Raw genomic sequence first — 15,130 nt, 5'->3', positions numbered from 1 at the left:
TCGGCTGCACACATTCGATCTTCGACAGGGAGAACAAGCCGTGGTCTTCAAACGCATGCTGGGCGCCTTCGGCGTCGGCGCGCCCTCGGTGGACACCGTTCTGGCGACCCCGCGCGTCCAGCCGGGCGGCACGCTGTCCGGCGAGGTGCGGCTCAAGGGCGGCGACTTCGACGCCGAGATCGAGCACGTCACCCTCGGCCTGGTCGCCCGCGTGGAGTTCGAGCACGGCGACGGCGAGCACGCGGGGGCGGGGGAGTTCTCCCGCGTCCAGGTGTCGGGGCCGTTCGTGCTGCGACAGGGCGAGGAGCGCACGATCCCCTTCCAGGTCGGCGTGCCGTGGGAGGCGCCGATCAGCCAGATCGGCGGGCAGCCGCTGCACGGCATGGCGCTGGGCGTGCGCACCGAGCTCGCCATCGCCAAGGCGGTCGACAAGGGCGACCTCGACGAGGTCGCGGTCGAGCCGCTGCCCTCCCAGCTGCGCATCCTGGAGGCGCTGCTGCAGCTCGGCTTCGCGTTCAAGTCCGCCGACCTGGAGGCCGGCCGCCTGTACGGCGTGCGCCAGGAGCTGCCGTTCTACCAGGAGATCGAGTTCTACCCGGCCGGCCGGTACGCCGGCGTGCTCGGCGAGCTCGAAGTGACCTTCGTGGCCGACCCGGCGGGGCTGGAGGTGGTCCTGGAGGCCGACAAGCGCGCCGGCCGCTACTCCGGCGACGCGATCGGCCGCTTCACCGTCAGCCACGCCGACGCCCTGCAGACGGACTGGGCCGCCGAGCTCGACCGCTGGCTGTCCGGCCTGGCCGCGCACGCCCACGGGGGCTTCGGGCACGGCGACCACCACGGCCACGGCGACCACGGGTACGGTGACCACCACGGCCACCATGGCTACGGCCATCACGAGCAGCACCACGGCGGGCCGGGCTGGGGCGCGGTGGCCGCGGCCGGCGCCGCCGGCGTGGTCGGCGGCCTGGTGGCGGGGGAGATCGTCGAGGAGATCTTCGAAGGCGACGACGACGAGGGCGGCGACGGCGACTGGTGATTCTCGACCGGTGATCCGCCCGTCACGGGCGGGTCACCCTGGTTCCGCCGCGCCGGGAAGCGAAGCAGGGACTGTGTCGCGGAGCAAAGTGGCAGAAAAAGGAGCTTCTACTCCTTTCCACTCTTAACGTATAGCGCACCGGGGGGCTTGCGGCAAGACCCCCGTCGTGGCGCAGAATCGTCCGCCGAGGCCAGACGCCTTGCCACGCGAAGACCGACCTCGTAGCGGAGCCACATACATGAATCCCCTGACCACCGGCGTGTTCGACCTGCCCGGCAACCTCGCCGCCAAGGCCGACCCGGCGCTGATCGCCGTCGACGAGAGACACTTCGCGGCCCTCGCCGAGAGCCTGGAGCAGTCGATCGCCGACCTGTCCGCCCGCCTCGACGCCGAACGCATGGCCCCCGGAGGCAAGGGCCGGCAGGCGCTCGACCGGGACCTGGAGATCCACCACCTGTCCGCCCGCCTGCGTACGCTGCGGCGCTTCGGCCTCGACCTGTGCCTCGGCCACATGGTCACCGCCGACCACCCCGAACCGGTGTACGTCGGACGGCTCGGCCTCACCGACAAAGACGGCCGCCGCCTGCTGCTCGACTGGCGTTCGCCCGCGGCCGAGCCGTTCTTCGGCGCCACCCACGCCAACCCCATGGGCCTGGCCAGCCGCCGCCGCTACCGCTGGACCCGCGGCCGGATCAGCGACTACTGGGACGAGGTGTTCACCGCCGACGGCTTCGAAGGGCACGCCGCGCTCGACGACCAGTCCGCCTTCATCGCCAGCCTCGGCGGCAACCGCTCGCCCAGGATGCGCGACGTGCTCGGCACCATCCAGGCCGACCAGGACGCCATCATCCGGGCCGGCTCCCGCGGCGCCCTCGTCGTGGACGGCGGCCCCGGCACCGGCAAGACCGTCGTCGCCCTCCACCGCTCGGCCTACCTGCTCTACTCCGACCCCCGGCTCGGCCACCACCGGGGCGGCGTGCTGTTCGTCGGCCCGCACCAGCCCTACCTGGCCTACGTCGCCGACGTGCTGCCCAGCCTGGGGGAGGAGGGCGTGCGCACCTGCACCCTGCGCGACCTCGTGCCCGAGGGAGCCGCGGCGGTCCCCGAGCGGGACCCGGAGGTGGCGCGGCTGAAGGCGTCGGCGGACATGGTGAAGGCGATCGAGCCGGCCGTCAGGTTCTACGAGAACCCGCCCGCCAAGGGCATGACGGTCAGCACGCACTGGTCGGACGTCCGGCTGAGCGCCGAGGACTGGGCCGAGGCGTTCCAGGCCGCCGACCCCGGCACCCCGCACAACGAGGCCCGCGACCAGATCTGGGAGGAACTGCTCACGATCCTCATCGACAAGCACGACACCCGTGACCAGCACGGCGAGGACGGCGAGGACGGCATCTCGCCGGAGCTGCTGCGCAGGTCGCTGCGCGCGAACCGGGAGCTGCTGGCCGCCTTCAACCGCGCCTGGCCGCTGATCGAGCCCGCCGACCTCGTCGGCGACCTGTGGACGGTCCCCGCCTACCTGCGGCTGTGCGCCCCCTGGCTCAGCCCGGAGGAGATCCGGCGGCTCCAGCGCGCGGACGCCCAGTCCTGGACGGTCTCCGACCTGCCGCTCCTGGACGCGGCCCGCCAGCGCCTCGGCGACCCGGAGGCGTCCCGCCGCAAGCGCCGGCAGGAGGCCGCCCTGGCCGTCCAGCGCGAGCGCATGGCCCAGGTCGTCGACAACCTGATCGAGGCCGACGACGACGGCGAGGGCCTGGTGACGCAGCTACGCCGGGCGGACCTCCAGCGCAACCTGGTGGACGAGTCGGAGCTGCCCACCGTGGAGCCGGACCTGCTCGCCGGGCCGTTCGCGCACGTCGTCGTGGACGAGGCCCAGGAGCTGACCGACGCCGAATGGCAGATGTTGCTGCTGCGCTGCCCGTCCAGGAGCTTCACCATCGTCGGTGACCGCGCGCAGGCCAGGCACGGGTTCACCGAGTCGTGGGCGGAACGGCTCGGCCGGGTCGGCATCGACCGCGTCGAGCTGGCCGGCCTGAGCGTCAACTACCGGACCCCGGCGGAGATCATGGCCGAGGCCGAGCCGGTCATCAGGGCCGCCCTGCCGGACGCCAACGTGCCGGTCTCCATCCGGGAGAGCGGCATCCCGGTCCAGCGCGGGCCGGTCGCCGAGCTGGACGCGATCCTCGACGCCTGGCTCGCCGCGAACCCCGAGGGGATCGCCTGCGTGATCGGGGACCCGGGCTTCCCGGAGCGGCCCCGGGTCCGGTCGCTGACGCCGGAGCTGTCGAAAGGGCTGGAGTTCGACCTGGTGATCCTCGTCGACCCGGACCGGTTCGGCGACGGCGGCGACGGCGTCGAGGGCGCGGTCGACCGTTACGTGGCGATGACCCGGGCGACCCGGCAGCTCGTCGTCCTCACGACCCCCTGACGGGGGCCCGCCGCCGGGTGCGCCGCGCCGTCCGTCGTCACGCACGCGCCCTGGCGGCGGCGGGGCCGGCCGGGGCGTTCGGGCGGACGACGCGGCGCTGCCGGGCCGGCTTGCCCATCATCGGGTTGGCGACGCCCCAGGCGGCGCTCTTGCAGATCAGCTCCTTGTAGACGGCGGCGACCCGCCCGGTCAGCACCCTGGGCAGGGCGCGGTCGTCGGCGGTGACGAACTGGATCAGGCCGTTGCCCCGGCCCAGCGAGATGCACTGGTTGAAGTAGTGCGGCGTGGTGTCCGGCAGCTTCCCTCCGGTCAGCCGGGCCGCGATCGAGTCGGCGGCCTGACAGGCGGTCGGGATGCCCGACGCGCACGACATGCGCAGCGGCTTGTCGCCGGGGCCCATCGCCATGGCGGCGTCGCCGACGGCGTACACGTTCGGGTGCGAGACCGAGCGCATGGTCGCGTCGACCACGATCTGGCCGGTGTCGCTGACCTCCAGCGTGGTCGCCCGCGCGATCGGGTGCACGGCGAAGCCGGCCGTCCAGACGGTCACCTCGGCCGGGATGGGCTCGCCGTCGGTGATGACGCGGTCGGCCTCGACCCCGGTGACGGCCCTGTGCTCGTGCACGGTCACCCCGAGCCCGGCGAGCACCTTGCGCACGTGCGCGCGGCCCTTCGGCGAGAGCCAGTCGCCGAGACCGCCGCGGGCGGCGAGGGCGACGTCGAGGTCCGGACGGGCCTCGGCGATCTCGGCCGCGGCCTCCAGCCCGGTGAGCCCGCCGCCGACGACGACCACGCGCCGCCCGGCGTCGAGCCGGGCCAGCCGCTCGCGCAGCCGCAGCGCCCCCGGCCGGCTGGCGACGTCGTAGGCGTGCTCGGCCGTCCCGGGAACGCCCTCGGTGTTCCAGCCGCTGCCGAGGGCGTAGACCAGCGTGTCGTAGGCCAGCTCCTCGGCGCCGTCCGCGCCGGTGACGGTGACGGTCCCGCGGTCGGCGTCGAGGCCGGTGACCGTCCCGAGCCGCAGCTCGACGCCGGTGCCGGCGAACATCTCGCGGAACGGCCGGGGCTTGAGGTCCTGCCCGGTCGCCACCTGGTGCAGGCGGACGCGCTCCACGAAGTCGGGCTCGGCGTTGACGAGGGTGATGGCGACGTCCTCGTGGCTCAGCCGCCTGGCGAGACGGCCGGCGGCGACGGCACCGGTGTAGCCGGCTCCGAGGACGATGATGCGGTGCTGCATTTCCTCGCTCCTGTCTGACGCGGGTTCGCCACCTGAACCGGACGGCCCGCGTTTTCCTGACAGGATCACGGTGTGAAGCGCGTCACACCGTCTCCACCGTGTCTCAGAAGGCTCTGAACAGCGGCTCCCCGTGGTCGCCGGCCGCCCAGCGCTCGGTCGCGCGGCCCAGCTTGTCGGGGTTGACCTGGTTGCGGAACGCGGCGATGCCCTCCGGGGTCACCTCCAGGCACATGACGCCGACGACCCGGCCGTCCAGGACGGCGACGACGGCCGGCTCGCCGTTGGCCGTCCAGGGGTAGATCTCGGGCGAGCCGCCCATGATGGCGCGCTTGGCCTTGCCGGGCTTGACCAGGCCCCACAGGAACTTGGCGACCGCGACGGCGCCCACGAACGCCTTGGCGCGGGCCGGCACCTTCCCGCCGCCGTCGCCGACCGCGATGGCGTCCTGGGTGAGCAGGCGGACGAGCGGCTCGGTCTGCCCGCTGGTGGCGGCGGCCAGGAACTCCTCGACGATCCGCCGGGCGGCGGCCTCGTCGACCTCGGTGCGGGCCCGGCCGTCGGCGACGTGCCTCTTGGCGCGGTGGAAGATCTGCTGGCTGGCCGACTCGGTGATGTCGAGGATGTCGGCGATCTCCCGGTGGGAGTGGTCGAAGGCGGCCCGCAGCACGTACACCGCCCGCTCGTTGGGCGACAGGCGTTCCATCAGCGTGAGGACGGCGTAGGAGACCGATTCGCGCTGCTCGGCGGTCTCGGCCGGGCCGAGCATCGGGTCGCCGGCCAGCAGCGGCTCGGGCAGCCACTCCCCGACGTACGTCTCGCGGCGGGCCCGCGCGGAGCCGAGCTGGTTGAGGCACAGGTTGGTGAGCACCTTCGTCAGCCACGCCTCGGGCACCTCGACGTGGCCCGTGTCGGCGGACTGCCAGCGCAGGAACGTCTCCTGCACGGCGTCCTCGGCCTCCGCGGCGGAGCCGAGCAGGCGGTAGGCGATGGCCTCCAGGCGGGGTCTGGCGGCCACGAACCGGTCGACGTCGTCCACGGTCAAAGGCATGGCCTGATCCTAGAACGTCCCCTTATGTGGTGGAACGCCGGTGTTGATCCAAGACGGTCCCGGGTAGAGAGGGCCGATGTTCGATGACTTCGCAACCGGCATGATCGACGTCGGCGAGACCGAGCTGTTCGTCCGGTACGGCGGCTCCGGCACTCCCGTCCTGCTGCTGCACGGCCACCCCCGTACCCACGCGACCTGGCACCGCGTCGCGCCCCTCCTGGCCCCCCACCACACGGTGGTCTGCCCCGACCTGCGCGGGTACGGCCGCTCGGGCAAGCCGCCCACCACCCCCGACCACGCCCCCTACTCCAAGCGGGCCATGGCCCGCGACATGGTCGCCCTCATGCGCTCGCTGGGCCATGAACGCTTCGCCGTCGCCGGCCACGACCGCGGCGCCTACGTCGCCCACCGCGTGGCCGCCGACCACCCGGACGCCGTCACCCGCCTGGTCGTGATGGACGGCATCCCCATCGGCGAGGCGCTGGCCAGGGCCGACGCCCGCTTCGCGGCGTCCTGGTGGCACTGGTTCTTCCTCGGCCAGACCGCCAAACCCGCCGAACGCGTCATCAACGCCGACCCCGACGCCTGGTACCAGGGCAGCGCCGAGCAGATGGGCCAGGAGGCGTACGAGGACTACCGCCGGGCCATCCACGACCCGGACACCGTCCACGCGATGTGCGAGGACTACCGCGCCGGCCTGACCGTGGACCGCGCCGCCGACGACGCCGACCGCGCCGCCTCCCGCCGCCTCACCTGCCCCACCCTGTTCCTCTGGACGTCTAAGGACGACATGGAGGACCTGTACGGCGACCCGCTGGCGATCTGGCGCACCTGGGCCGACGACGTGACCGGCCACCCGATCGACAGCGGCCACCACGTCGCCGAGGAGGCCCCGGACGAACTCGCCGCCTCCCTGCTGACCTTCCTGCGCGCATGACGCCATTCATGCCGTTTTCCGCGTTCCCCCACACCGCCGGACCCTTTCGGCGAGGATGGAGACCCTGCACAGCGTGGCAGGAGCGTCACAGAACGCGATGCGGAGAGGGGCGTCATGAGTCCTGGGCCGGCTTCGCCCGGCGGCGGCGGTCATGCGAGCAGAGCGGCCACGACCAGGGTCCGCGACGTCGTGCGCGATGTGGTGGCGGCGACCGCGCCCGAGGAACTGCTGCTCGTGGACGGGCTGGCCAGGCTCGACGACGACGTCGTGATCAAGCGGCTGGGCCGGCGGAACGACAGGCGTGAGCCGCTGGGATTCGGCCTGGGCGAGATCGCCGCCCTGGTGACCCCGGTGGTGTGGCTCATGGTCGACGAGGCCGCACGGCGGGTGGGCACGGCGGCGGTGGACGGCGCGGCGGCCAGGACGAAGGCCGTGCTGCGCAAGGTGTTCCGGAGGCCGGCGGCGGCCGTCTTCGTCCCCGACCTGACCCGTGACGAGCTCGCCGAGGTCCACCGCCGGGTGCTGGAGACCGCCGTGGAGCACGGGCTCGGCGACGGTCGCGCCCGGCTCATCGCCGACGCCGTGGTGGGCCGGCTCGCACTGGCCGCACCGCCGTCCGGCGCGCCGGAACCGGACGGCCCGAACGACGGCGCCCCCCTGACGAAGAACCAGTGATGCCGGGCACGGCCTCCGCGCCGCGGATCGACGAGCGGGCGATGGGCGCGGGCACGACCGTGCGGTTCGTGCTGCTGCTGACCCTGCTGCTGGTGAGCAGCGGTTCGATGATGCAGGTCGTGGCGCGCGGGTATCACGGCGGCTACGGGTACGGCTGCCTGCTCGCCGCCGGCGGCGACCCCTCCCAGGGCACCGACCGGGCCGTCTCCGCCAGGATCATCGCCTACCACGACGCCTACTGGGCCTGCGTGGAGCGCTACGAGCCCGCGGCGCCCTGGTGGCTGCCCCTCCTGGGGCTCGTCCTGGTGGCGGCGGTGGCCGTGGCGCTGTTCCGGTGCCTGCCGCACTGGAAGATCCGGCGGCGTCGCCTCGTACCGCTGGACGCGATCGACCACGACGGCGAGATCGGGCGCAGGATGGCGGAGTTCGCCGCCGTGGCCGGCCTGGCCCGCGTGCCCAGGATCGTCGTGGACCTGACGGCGGTCACGACCGACGCCGTGGTGTTCGGCAGCGACCGCCGTCCGATCGTGTGCCTGCACGGTGGCCTGATCGCCCGCAGGACCGCCGATCCCGGCGGCTTCCGCGCGAGGGCGATGCACGAGTTCGCCCACATCCGCAACCGCGACCTCACCATCACCTACGCCACCATCGTCGTGTGGCGGGTGTTCGTCGTCCTCGTGCTCCTCCCGTACGTCGCCTGGTACCTCACCGCCATTCCCACCTCCGCCCGGTCGCCGTTCTGGCCCGGCGAGACGGCGTTCACCACCCGGGGCCTGCTGCTCCCGGTCTGCATGATCCTCCTGGTCTATCTCGCCCGCTCGGACGTCCTGCGCAGCCGGGAGATCCACGCCGACCTCGCCGCGCAGCGCTGGGGCGCCGACCTGCGCTCTCTGGCGTTCACGGCGCCCGTCCCGGCCACGGGCCGGCTGCGGCGGGCGCTCGGCTCCTTCGCCGAGCTGTGGCGCATGCACCCGCGCTGGACGCTGCGCCGCGACGCCGTCACCGACTCGGCGACGCTGTTCGGCGTGCAGGGGCTGCCCATGTTCCTGACCGGGGCCGCCGCCCCGCTGATCGACGTCCAGGTGGCGGACTACCTGCCCCTCGTCGCGAGCGGCACCTGGATGGGCCGGCTGTCGGCCCTGCTGGTGGCGGGGCTGGTCACCGGTGTGGCCGGGATCGCGCTGTGGCGGGCCGTGATCCATGCGGTGCTGACCGGGCGTCGTGCGCCGTCCGGCGTGCGCGCCGGGCTGTGGCTGGGGGCCGGCGGAGTGGCCGGCGAGCTGGTGCTGAACCGGATGACGGTCCTGCGGTGGTGGCCGGACCACCCGGTGGTGCCGGCGCTGGTGCTGTTCGCCGGGGTGGCCTTCGCCTGGTGGACCGCGCAGTGCGCCGACCTGTGGGTCAGGGCCTGGCCGGGGCGTACGATCCGGCCGGCCATGCTGCTGGGGCTCGCGGCCGCGTGGCTGTCGCTGTTCGCGTGGTTCGTGTGGTGGCAGAGCGAAGGCGCGCTCCTGGCGAGCACCGGAACGATCGACCCCGCCGGGATGAGCCGGATGCTCCAGGACCTGTACGGCGCCTCGCCGCAGGACCATCCGGCCGTGCAGTCCGCGATCGGCGCGGTGTGGCCGCTCCTGACCAGCCTCGACACGCCGCTCGCGCTCTCCGCGGTCATGGCCCTGTGGGCGGTGCCCCTGCTCGCCTGGACCTTCCGCCCGATCACCGCTCCGCCCTTGTGGACGCTCGGCTCCTTGACCGGGCCCGGCCGATGGGAGGCCCCGGCCATGGGGGCGCCGCCGCGGCGGGTCCTGGCGGTCGTGCTGCTGGGGATACCGGCGAGCTGGGCCGCCGTCGCCGCCGTGATGGCATACATGCACACCTGGCAGCCTCCCGCCGCGGATCGCGGAGGCTTCTACGCCCTGGTCTACCAGGCGTGGGTGCTCGTGGCCCTGGTGGCGGCGGCCGGGGCGGCGGCCGCCGTCGCGAGCGTGCTCGCGAGCCGTCACCGGCTGCTCGTCGCGCTGGTCACCGCCGAGGTGGTGGCGTTGGGCGGCCTCGCCGGGCGCTTCGTGCTCGCTGCCGCGGACGGCTGCTTCCAGCCGCTCAACACCCTGGCGACGCGCTGCCACTGGCTGCCGGATCCCGCCTGGACGCTCGTGCAGAGCATCATGGGCTACGTTCTCGTGCTCGCCGCGGCTGCGGCGGGCATCGCGGCGGGCATGACGGCGGCCATCGCGGCGGGCATTGCGGCGGGCATTGCGGCGGGCATCGTGTCAGTGCCCGGGAAGCTGCGGTCCAGGACCCGGAGCGTGGTGCGCGGGCTCCGGCCCGACCCGCGGCCGAACGGCGGGCTCGCCGCGCGGCGAGCCGCCACGGCTGTGCTGTGCGCGGCGGCGGTGACGGTCCCCCTCGTGGCGGCCGCACAGCAGGAATCACCCGGATCCGCCACCCTCTCCCAGGTGCGGCAGGTGGTGGGCCTCGACGACGCGGCGGTGTCCACCGAGATCAGGCAGCTCCAGGTGAAGGCCTGGTGGGCGCACGGCGGATGGGACCTGCGCGAACGCTACCGGGCCGATGTCGTACGCCTCTCCAAGAGCCTGAACGACGCCGCCCAGGCCAGGCGCGGCTCCGTCGACCCGGCGATCTTCGGCCCCCTGTGCACCCACATGGGGGACATCGCCCGAGACGCGGGCCGCTACTTCGAAGCCCCCGACCGCGAGACCCAGGCCTTCTGGCAGACGTTCATCACCCAGGCCGGCAACGGAGGCCGAAACTGCCGGAAAAGCCTGGGGGACGAGAACGGCGACCTCTTCATCACGTCCATGAAGGAGCTCATCGAGGCCGGAAAGGCCCTCGAAGCGGTCACAGCCAGGATGCCCAGGTGACCCCGCCTCCCACCTACAGGCCCACCCCGGCAGACACCCGACGTCGGCGCGCACACCGGACCACGCGGACCAGGCAGCCCACCAGACCGACCGGAACGGCCGCCACCCGCCTTCTACGGAGGGGAAGCCCCAGGCCGGTTCGGCGCAGTGGGTCATGAGCCGGTCGATGTGGAGATCTGCACCCCCCATCTCCCCGCCCGCCCCTCCGCCACCGCCGGACCCCGCTTCTTCGCGGACCCCGTTCCTCCGCGAGCTCCGGTCAGGGCAGGCGGTCGCGGTAGACCTGCCGGGCTCGCTCGTACAGGGCCAGGTGATCGTCCACCTGGGCGGGGGCGTCGAAGCGGCCGGACTCGCGCAGGATCGACTCCAGCCGGTCCAGCCAGGCCAGGCACCAGCGCACGTCCGCCTCCCTGGCCACGTGGCCGCCCGCGACGTCGAGGTACACGGGGCTGGTGTGGGCGTAGGCGCCGCGCCGGTGCTGCGAGCGCGGATGCGGGCCGCCGCTCGCCACGGCCACCACGTACGTCGGTTCGCCCGCCGTCATCGTGGCCACCAGCTGTCCGGGAGGCCCCTGCGCGAGCACGCCCGCAGCGGTGCGGATCTCCAGTTCCTCCACCTCCGGCCCGATCGTGGAGACCACGATCTCCACCTCCTGCCCCGGCAGCAGCTCCAGCGTGTCGCCGGGGCCGTGCCCGTTCACCGTGAGCTCCAGCCACGGCCCGGTGGTGGCGAACGTACGGCCGTGCAGGATCGCCTCGGCGTAGGACTCGGCGGTGAGGGGTCCGGCGACGTTGGCGTACACGCGCTCCCAGCCGGGCGGGGCCGAGGCGGTGCCGCGGCGGCAGAACGACAGCACGGCGTCGGTCCCCGCCGTCACCGCCAGCCTGTTGCCCGCGCCGACGAGACGGCGGTACACGGCCGCCGTGGCCAGGACGGAGGAGTGGTTGAGCACGTCGAGCGAGTCGATCAGACCCAGCGCGGCGTCGGCCACGATCTCCCTGGCCGCGCAGGACCGTCCGCGATCGAGCACGACGTCCGGCGGGTCGTCCTCGCCGAACGCGGTGTGGAACGGGTGACCGTAGGAGATGATCCCGCCGAGCGCCCTCAGCTCCTCGCACGCCGCCGCGTTGGGCGGCCAGTCGGCCGCGCCGCCGAACCCCGAGTGGTAGCGGCCCGGCAGCCCGCGCAGCCCGAACGCCGTGCAGTGGCCGAGCACGTCGTTGCGGTACTCGACGCCGATCCTGGCCACGTGCCGGTCGTCGGACCACGGCAGGTCCTTGCCCACCCACTGCGCCAGCGCCTCCACGTCGTAGACGCGCTCGCCCGCCACGTTGCCCGCCACCAGGTTGAGCACGTGGAGGTCCTCGCCGTGCTGCGCGGCGGCGGCCAGCTCGGGCGCGGCGGGCTCCTCGCCCATCCAGTTGAGATGGACGTGCAGGTCGCCGCCGTACCAGCCGCGGGCGGCCGCGTCGTACAGCCGTTCGGGCGCCAGCTCCACCAGCGTCTCCGCGCCGGCCTGCGGAGTGACGGTCACTTCGGCGGTGCCGTACTCCATCCCCCTGGCCACGGTCACGGTGACGGGCTCGGCGGGCACGCGGACCACGAGGTCGTCGCCGTGGAAGAACGGCCTGCGATGCGCGTCCAGCTTGGGCGGCGCGCCGTCGGGGTACCAGCCCTGGCCGTCCGCGCTCGTCACGCTCCACCGGCACGGGAACCCCGCGCGCAACCGCACGCCGGCCGCCGCCACCCGCCTGCTCAGCGACGCCAGATCGACCGGCTGCCCGTCGACGACGACGGACTCGGCGACCTCGACCACCTTGGCCCCGCGCGCCTCCACCGTGTACAGGGTGCCGTCCACGGTCACGGTGACCGGTTCGTCCCTGCTGGAGTCGAGCAGCAACGCCGTACGGAACGGCTCGCCGTCCAGCACGATTCGCGTGACGGCCGCCACCGCGCAGCCGCCGGGCGTCAGGCGCAGCACGGGCAGGTTGTCCACGACGTCCCCGGCGAGCGCGTCACGTACCACCCGGTCGGCGTCCACCTCGCCGAGGTGATCCTCCAGCTCGGCAGCGGGCAGGTCGGGATAGCGCTCGGCCAGTTGGCGCAGGCCGGTGGTGTAGAAGTTGTAACGGCGGTCGAGGAAGACCGTCGCCCATGCCTGGACGACGTAGGACAGAGACGGTTCGCCCCAGCAGGGGCCGTGCGCGTCACGGAGCGCGCGGTACTCGGCCAGAGCGGCGGACACGGGACCAGGAAGCAACGCATCGTCACACATCGGACACTCCTCGGAGGGGACCCACCGTCATACTGACAGGGATCTCCCGCTGTGTCCCACTTCGCGGCGAAGAGCATGACCTCCAGCCGATCGACGCGCCCGGCATGTCCACGGGCTCGCAAGGTGCTGCGCCGCATCCTCGGCCGATCCCGGCCGCCCTCAGGACGGCAGCCAGCCCGGCCACCACGGCGGCACGTTGCCCACGCCGCAATTGAGCCCTGCAGCGCCGGTAGGGGTGCCGGTCGTCGCGAAAGCATAAAGAATCAGGCCGGCCGGGACGACCGCCAAAAGCGCGGCGGTGACCCAGAAACCCACCCGGAAAGCCGCGACGGCGGCGCTGCCGTCGGCTCGCCTCCCGAGCGCGCGGAACCCGGCGAGGAGCAGCGCGCCGCACAGGAAGACGGCCATGAAAAGCAGCCACCTGCCGCCGAGAAAAACCAGGCCGGCCAGCGCCTCGCCCGCGTCGAGATCGCCGAAACAGTACGAGAGCGCGCTGTCGACGAGCTGGCTGTCCGCCCACGCGACGGCCGCGGCGAGCAGCACGACCGCCACCAGAACACCCCCGCAGCCCAGGGTCCGGCGAAAATGCGCCCGCGCCTCCGTCGCACCGGTGCCGGCGTACCGCATGGGCCCCCTTTTCCGTACCTCATTGTCAGGCCGTGTCTTAGGTCGCTGGGAAGAATTCGCCGCGCCCGTCGCGGAGTTTTTCCGGGTCCGCGACGGGCATGAATTTCGCGGCAAACGTGATCAACTGTAGCCCGCGTCGGACGCCTGCTTGCCGCCGCCCAGGCCCATGGCTCCGATCAACCCCATTCCGCGGACCGCAGCCCGGCGAGCGTCAACATGCTCCCAGGCTGTGGTGGGCTGCGCAATATTCGTCAATGGCGGAGAGCGAATCCTACATAACGCTGTTCCAAGAGGTCAGTGCTCTCCACCGTCCTGCGCGCACTGTCAAAGGCAGTTTGCCACCTTCCATGCGCCGATGAACCACGCACAATTCCTCTGCCGACGCCGATCCACAGGGCCCCGGCGTTCACAACCGTGGCTCGGTATGGTGGAGGGCGTGCTGCACCCTGATGCGGTCCGTCTCGGTCGTGAAGCCGCTCGGCGGTTGGCGTTGTCCGGGATATGTGAGGTCAGGCCAGGTTTGACCGACAGGGAGTTCGCCTGGATCGAGATTGAGTACGGCATCGAGTTCGCCGACGATCACCGCGCGTTTCTTGCCGCCGGACTTCCCGTCAACTCCGCTCGGCCGGAGGAGGGTGCCACGTGGGAGCGCCCCTGGCCCGACTGGCGCGACGGTGAGGAGGAGCAACTCCGCCTTCATTTGGAATGGCCTGTGCGTGAGGTGCTGAATGATGTGCAGCGCGGTGCGTGGCTGAGGTCATGGGGAGCCCCGCCGGAGAACAGTGCGGAGGCGTTACGGATCGCGGGGCAGGAGCTGGCGAGGGCGCCGAAGCTCATTCCGCTTTATGGACACCGCTTCCTACCTGGTGGCCGCGGTACGTACGGCAGTCAGGTGCTGTCGATATGGGGAACGGACATCATCAGCTACGGCCGAGACCTTGCCGAATACGTCACCAACGACTTCTATCCGCGCGATGACGATGGAGGACTTTGGGACAAGGGAGCCGCTGTCTCAGTGTGGGGCGAATTCCTTCAGAAGAAGTCCACCGAAAGCGGCTGAAATTCTTCGACTGCCGCGGCAGAAGGAAGTGAACGACCAGGACGCGTTGCCTCACGTCGCAGCCCCGAGAAACGGCATGGCCGGGAAGAACACCATCGAACTCGCGGTTCTCATCGATACCGGCAAAACTCACCCAGAAACCATTGCGTGGTGCCGGCGGAGGCCACCAAGTACGGAGCTCCTTCCGAATTGATGAAGCTGACCACTAGGGGTATGTGTAGGGCGGAGGAGGCTCCTGGTAAGACAGCAGTCGAGCAAAGTTCGATGCCCCAACCAAGAACCTCGTTGCTGTCCTGTCGTGCCGCGATTCCGCTGACCCACCACACCCTCATCCGCTTGGCCGAACTCATCCGCACCCAGCGTGCCGAACGCGGTTCCCGGCGGCGTCGGTCGGACCCAGCCCAGCAGGCGCTGCTCGTCCTGGCCCACCCGCGCAACGGCGACACCCACGCCTGATCGGCCAACGGATTCGCCATAGCGTTGCGCCATGTTTGCGAAAGCCTGGACCTGCTGGCCGCGCTAGCCGACTACGTGGACGCCGCCGCAGGGCGCTCTACCCGACGTACATGGCCGTTCGCAGAGCATGATCCAACGTCGGTGAGCGGCGGGCCGTCGTGCCATCTCATGATCGGTACATGCCCGGTACGTGCCCATGCTCGCCCTCGGGGGCAGCGGGTGGCATGCCTGGAACGCAGAAGGACCTGCGTTTCCGCAGGTCCTTGGCCATCTCTCGATGGAGATCGTGTGTGCCCCCTGTAGGATTCGAACCTACGCACCCGGCTCCGGAGGCCGGTGCTCTATCCCCTGAGCTAAGGGGGCGACGAGTGATAAGGCTATCAGCATCTGGGGACCACTCGGCACCAGATAACGCTCCTTGAACGCATCCCGCGAAAACCCCACGTGACCGGCCCGCTACGGGCTAGCTTTGCGC

At 72.1% G+C, this 15,130-nt stretch carries 10 protein-coding genes, 1 tRNA gene and 1 pseudogene; 7 read left to right on the top strand and 5 right to left on the bottom strand.

From position 1 onward, the window contains the following. Nucleotides 1-40 precede the first annotated feature (40 nt). Nucleotides 41-1,036 (top strand): sporulation protein, encoded by a 996-nt coding sequence (locus tag ACIBQ8_RS18770; RefSeq protein WP_397192547.1) that lies wholly within the window; start codon nt 41-43, stop codon nt 1,034-1,036. Between the two features lie 238 nt (nt 1,037-1,274). Continuing rightward, complete coding sequence (helR, locus tag ACIBQ8_RS18765) at nt 1,275-3,461, top strand: RNA polymerase recycling motor ATPase HelR (RefSeq protein WP_397192546.1); 2,187 nt, start codon at nt 1,275-1,277, stop codon at nt 3,459-3,461. Between the two features lie 37 nt (nt 3,462-3,498). Here helR and ACIBQ8_RS18760 read toward each other — a convergent pair whose 3' ends face one another. Continuing rightward, the gene (locus ACIBQ8_RS18760; RefSeq protein WP_397192545.1) at nt 3,499-4,695 is read right to left on the bottom strand and encodes an NAD(P)/FAD-dependent oxidoreductase; all 1,197 of its coding nucleotides are present in this window, start codon (nt 4,693-4,695) and stop codon (nt 3,499-3,501) included. Between the two features lie 103 nt (nt 4,696-4,798). Then, entirely contained in the window at nt 4,799-5,743 is a 945-nt protein-coding gene (gene sigJ / locus ACIBQ8_RS18755) for an RNA polymerase sigma factor SigJ (protein ID WP_397169927.1), read from the bottom strand. A 76-nt stretch (nt 5,744-5,819) separates the two neighbouring features. Between sigJ and ACIBQ8_RS18750 the strand changes: the two genes are divergently transcribed. From ACIBQ8_RS18750 to ACIBQ8_RS18740, 3 genes are all read left to right on the top strand, one after another. Further along, entirely contained in the window at nt 5,820-6,680 is an 861-nt protein-coding gene (locus ACIBQ8_RS18750; RefSeq protein WP_397169925.1) for an alpha/beta fold hydrolase, read from the top strand. A 189-nt stretch (nt 6,681-6,869) separates the two neighbouring features. Then, nucleotides 6,870-7,355 carry a hypothetical protein gene (locus tag ACIBQ8_RS18745; RefSeq protein ID WP_397169924.1) on the top strand — a complete coding sequence of 162 codons (486 nt, stop codon included), beginning with the start codon at nt 6,870-6,872 and terminating at the stop codon, nt 7,353-7,355. After that, nucleotides 7,355-10,237 carry a M48 family metalloprotease gene (locus ACIBQ8_RS18740; protein WP_397192544.1) on the top strand — a complete coding sequence of 961 codons (2,883 nt, stop codon included), beginning with the start codon at nt 7,355-7,357 and terminating at the stop codon, nt 10,235-10,237. The genes ACIBQ8_RS18745 and ACIBQ8_RS18740 overlap by 1 nt, the downstream gene beginning before the upstream one ends. A gap of 259 nt (nt 10,238-10,496) precedes the next feature. Here ACIBQ8_RS18740 and ACIBQ8_RS18735 read toward each other — a convergent pair whose 3' ends face one another. Both ACIBQ8_RS18735 and ACIBQ8_RS18730 read right to left on the bottom strand, forming a co-directional pair. Next, nucleotides 10,497-12,482 carry a CehA/McbA family metallohydrolase gene (locus ACIBQ8_RS18735; RefSeq protein ID WP_397192543.1) on the bottom strand — a complete coding sequence of 662 codons (1,986 nt, stop codon included), beginning with the start codon at nt 12,480-12,482 and terminating at the stop codon, nt 10,497-10,499. 189 nt (nt 12,483-12,671) lie between these two features. Next, nucleotides 12,672-13,064 (bottom strand): hypothetical protein, encoded by a 393-nt coding sequence (locus ACIBQ8_RS18730; protein ID WP_397192541.1) that lies wholly within the window; start codon nt 13,062-13,064, stop codon nt 12,672-12,674. Nucleotides 13,065-13,575: 511 nt separating this feature from the next. On the opposite strand from ACIBQ8_RS18730, the gene ACIBQ8_RS18725 reads away from it, so the two are divergent. Both ACIBQ8_RS18725 and ACIBQ8_RS18720 read left to right on the top strand, forming a co-directional pair. After that, on the top strand, nt 13,576-14,199 hold the full coding sequence (locus ACIBQ8_RS18725) for a hypothetical protein (RefSeq protein ID WP_397192540.1): 624 nt from the start codon (nt 13,576-13,578) through the stop codon (nt 14,197-14,199). Between the two features lie 285 nt (nt 14,200-14,484). Beyond that, a pseudogene (locus ACIBQ8_RS18720) lies at nt 14,485-14,760 on the top strand (IS5/IS1182 family transposase); the annotation flags it as partial. 186 nt (nt 14,761-14,946) lie between these two features. Here ACIBQ8_RS18720 and ACIBQ8_RS18715 read toward each other — a convergent pair. Beyond that, nucleotides 14,947-15,018, bottom strand: a tRNA-Arg gene (locus tag ACIBQ8_RS18715). Nucleotides 15,019-15,130: the final 112 nt, after the last annotated feature.

This window comes from Nonomuraea sp. NPDC049646, assembly GCF_044465525.1.
In the GTDB taxonomy this organism is placed as follows: domain Bacteria; phylum Actinomycetota; class Actinomycetes; order Streptosporangiales; family Streptosporangiaceae; genus Nonomuraea.
Note: the sequence above shows the minus strand (reverse complement) of the source record. Positions and strands in the feature narration are given on the sequence as shown.

Bases quoted from the DNA above. Each gene is read 5' to 3' on its own strand.
- helR (WP_397192546.1), top strand. From the start codon at position 1,275: ATGAATCCCCTGACCACCGGCGTGTTCGACCTGCCCGGCAACCTCGCC.
- ACIBQ8_RS18760 (WP_397192545.1), bottom strand. From the start codon at position 4,695: ATGCAGCACCGCATCATCGTCCTCGGAGCCGGCTACACCGGTGCCGTC.
- sigJ (WP_397169927.1), bottom strand. From the start codon at position 5,743: ATGCCTTTGACCGTGGACGACGTCGACCGGTTCGTGGCCGCCAGACCC.
- ACIBQ8_RS18750 (WP_397169925.1), top strand. From the start codon at position 5,820: ATGTTCGATGACTTCGCAACCGGCATGATCGACGTCGGCGAGACCGAG.
- ACIBQ8_RS18740 (WP_397192544.1), top strand. From the start codon at position 7,355: ATGCCGGGCACGGCCTCCGCGCCGCGGATCGACGAGCGGGCGATGGGC.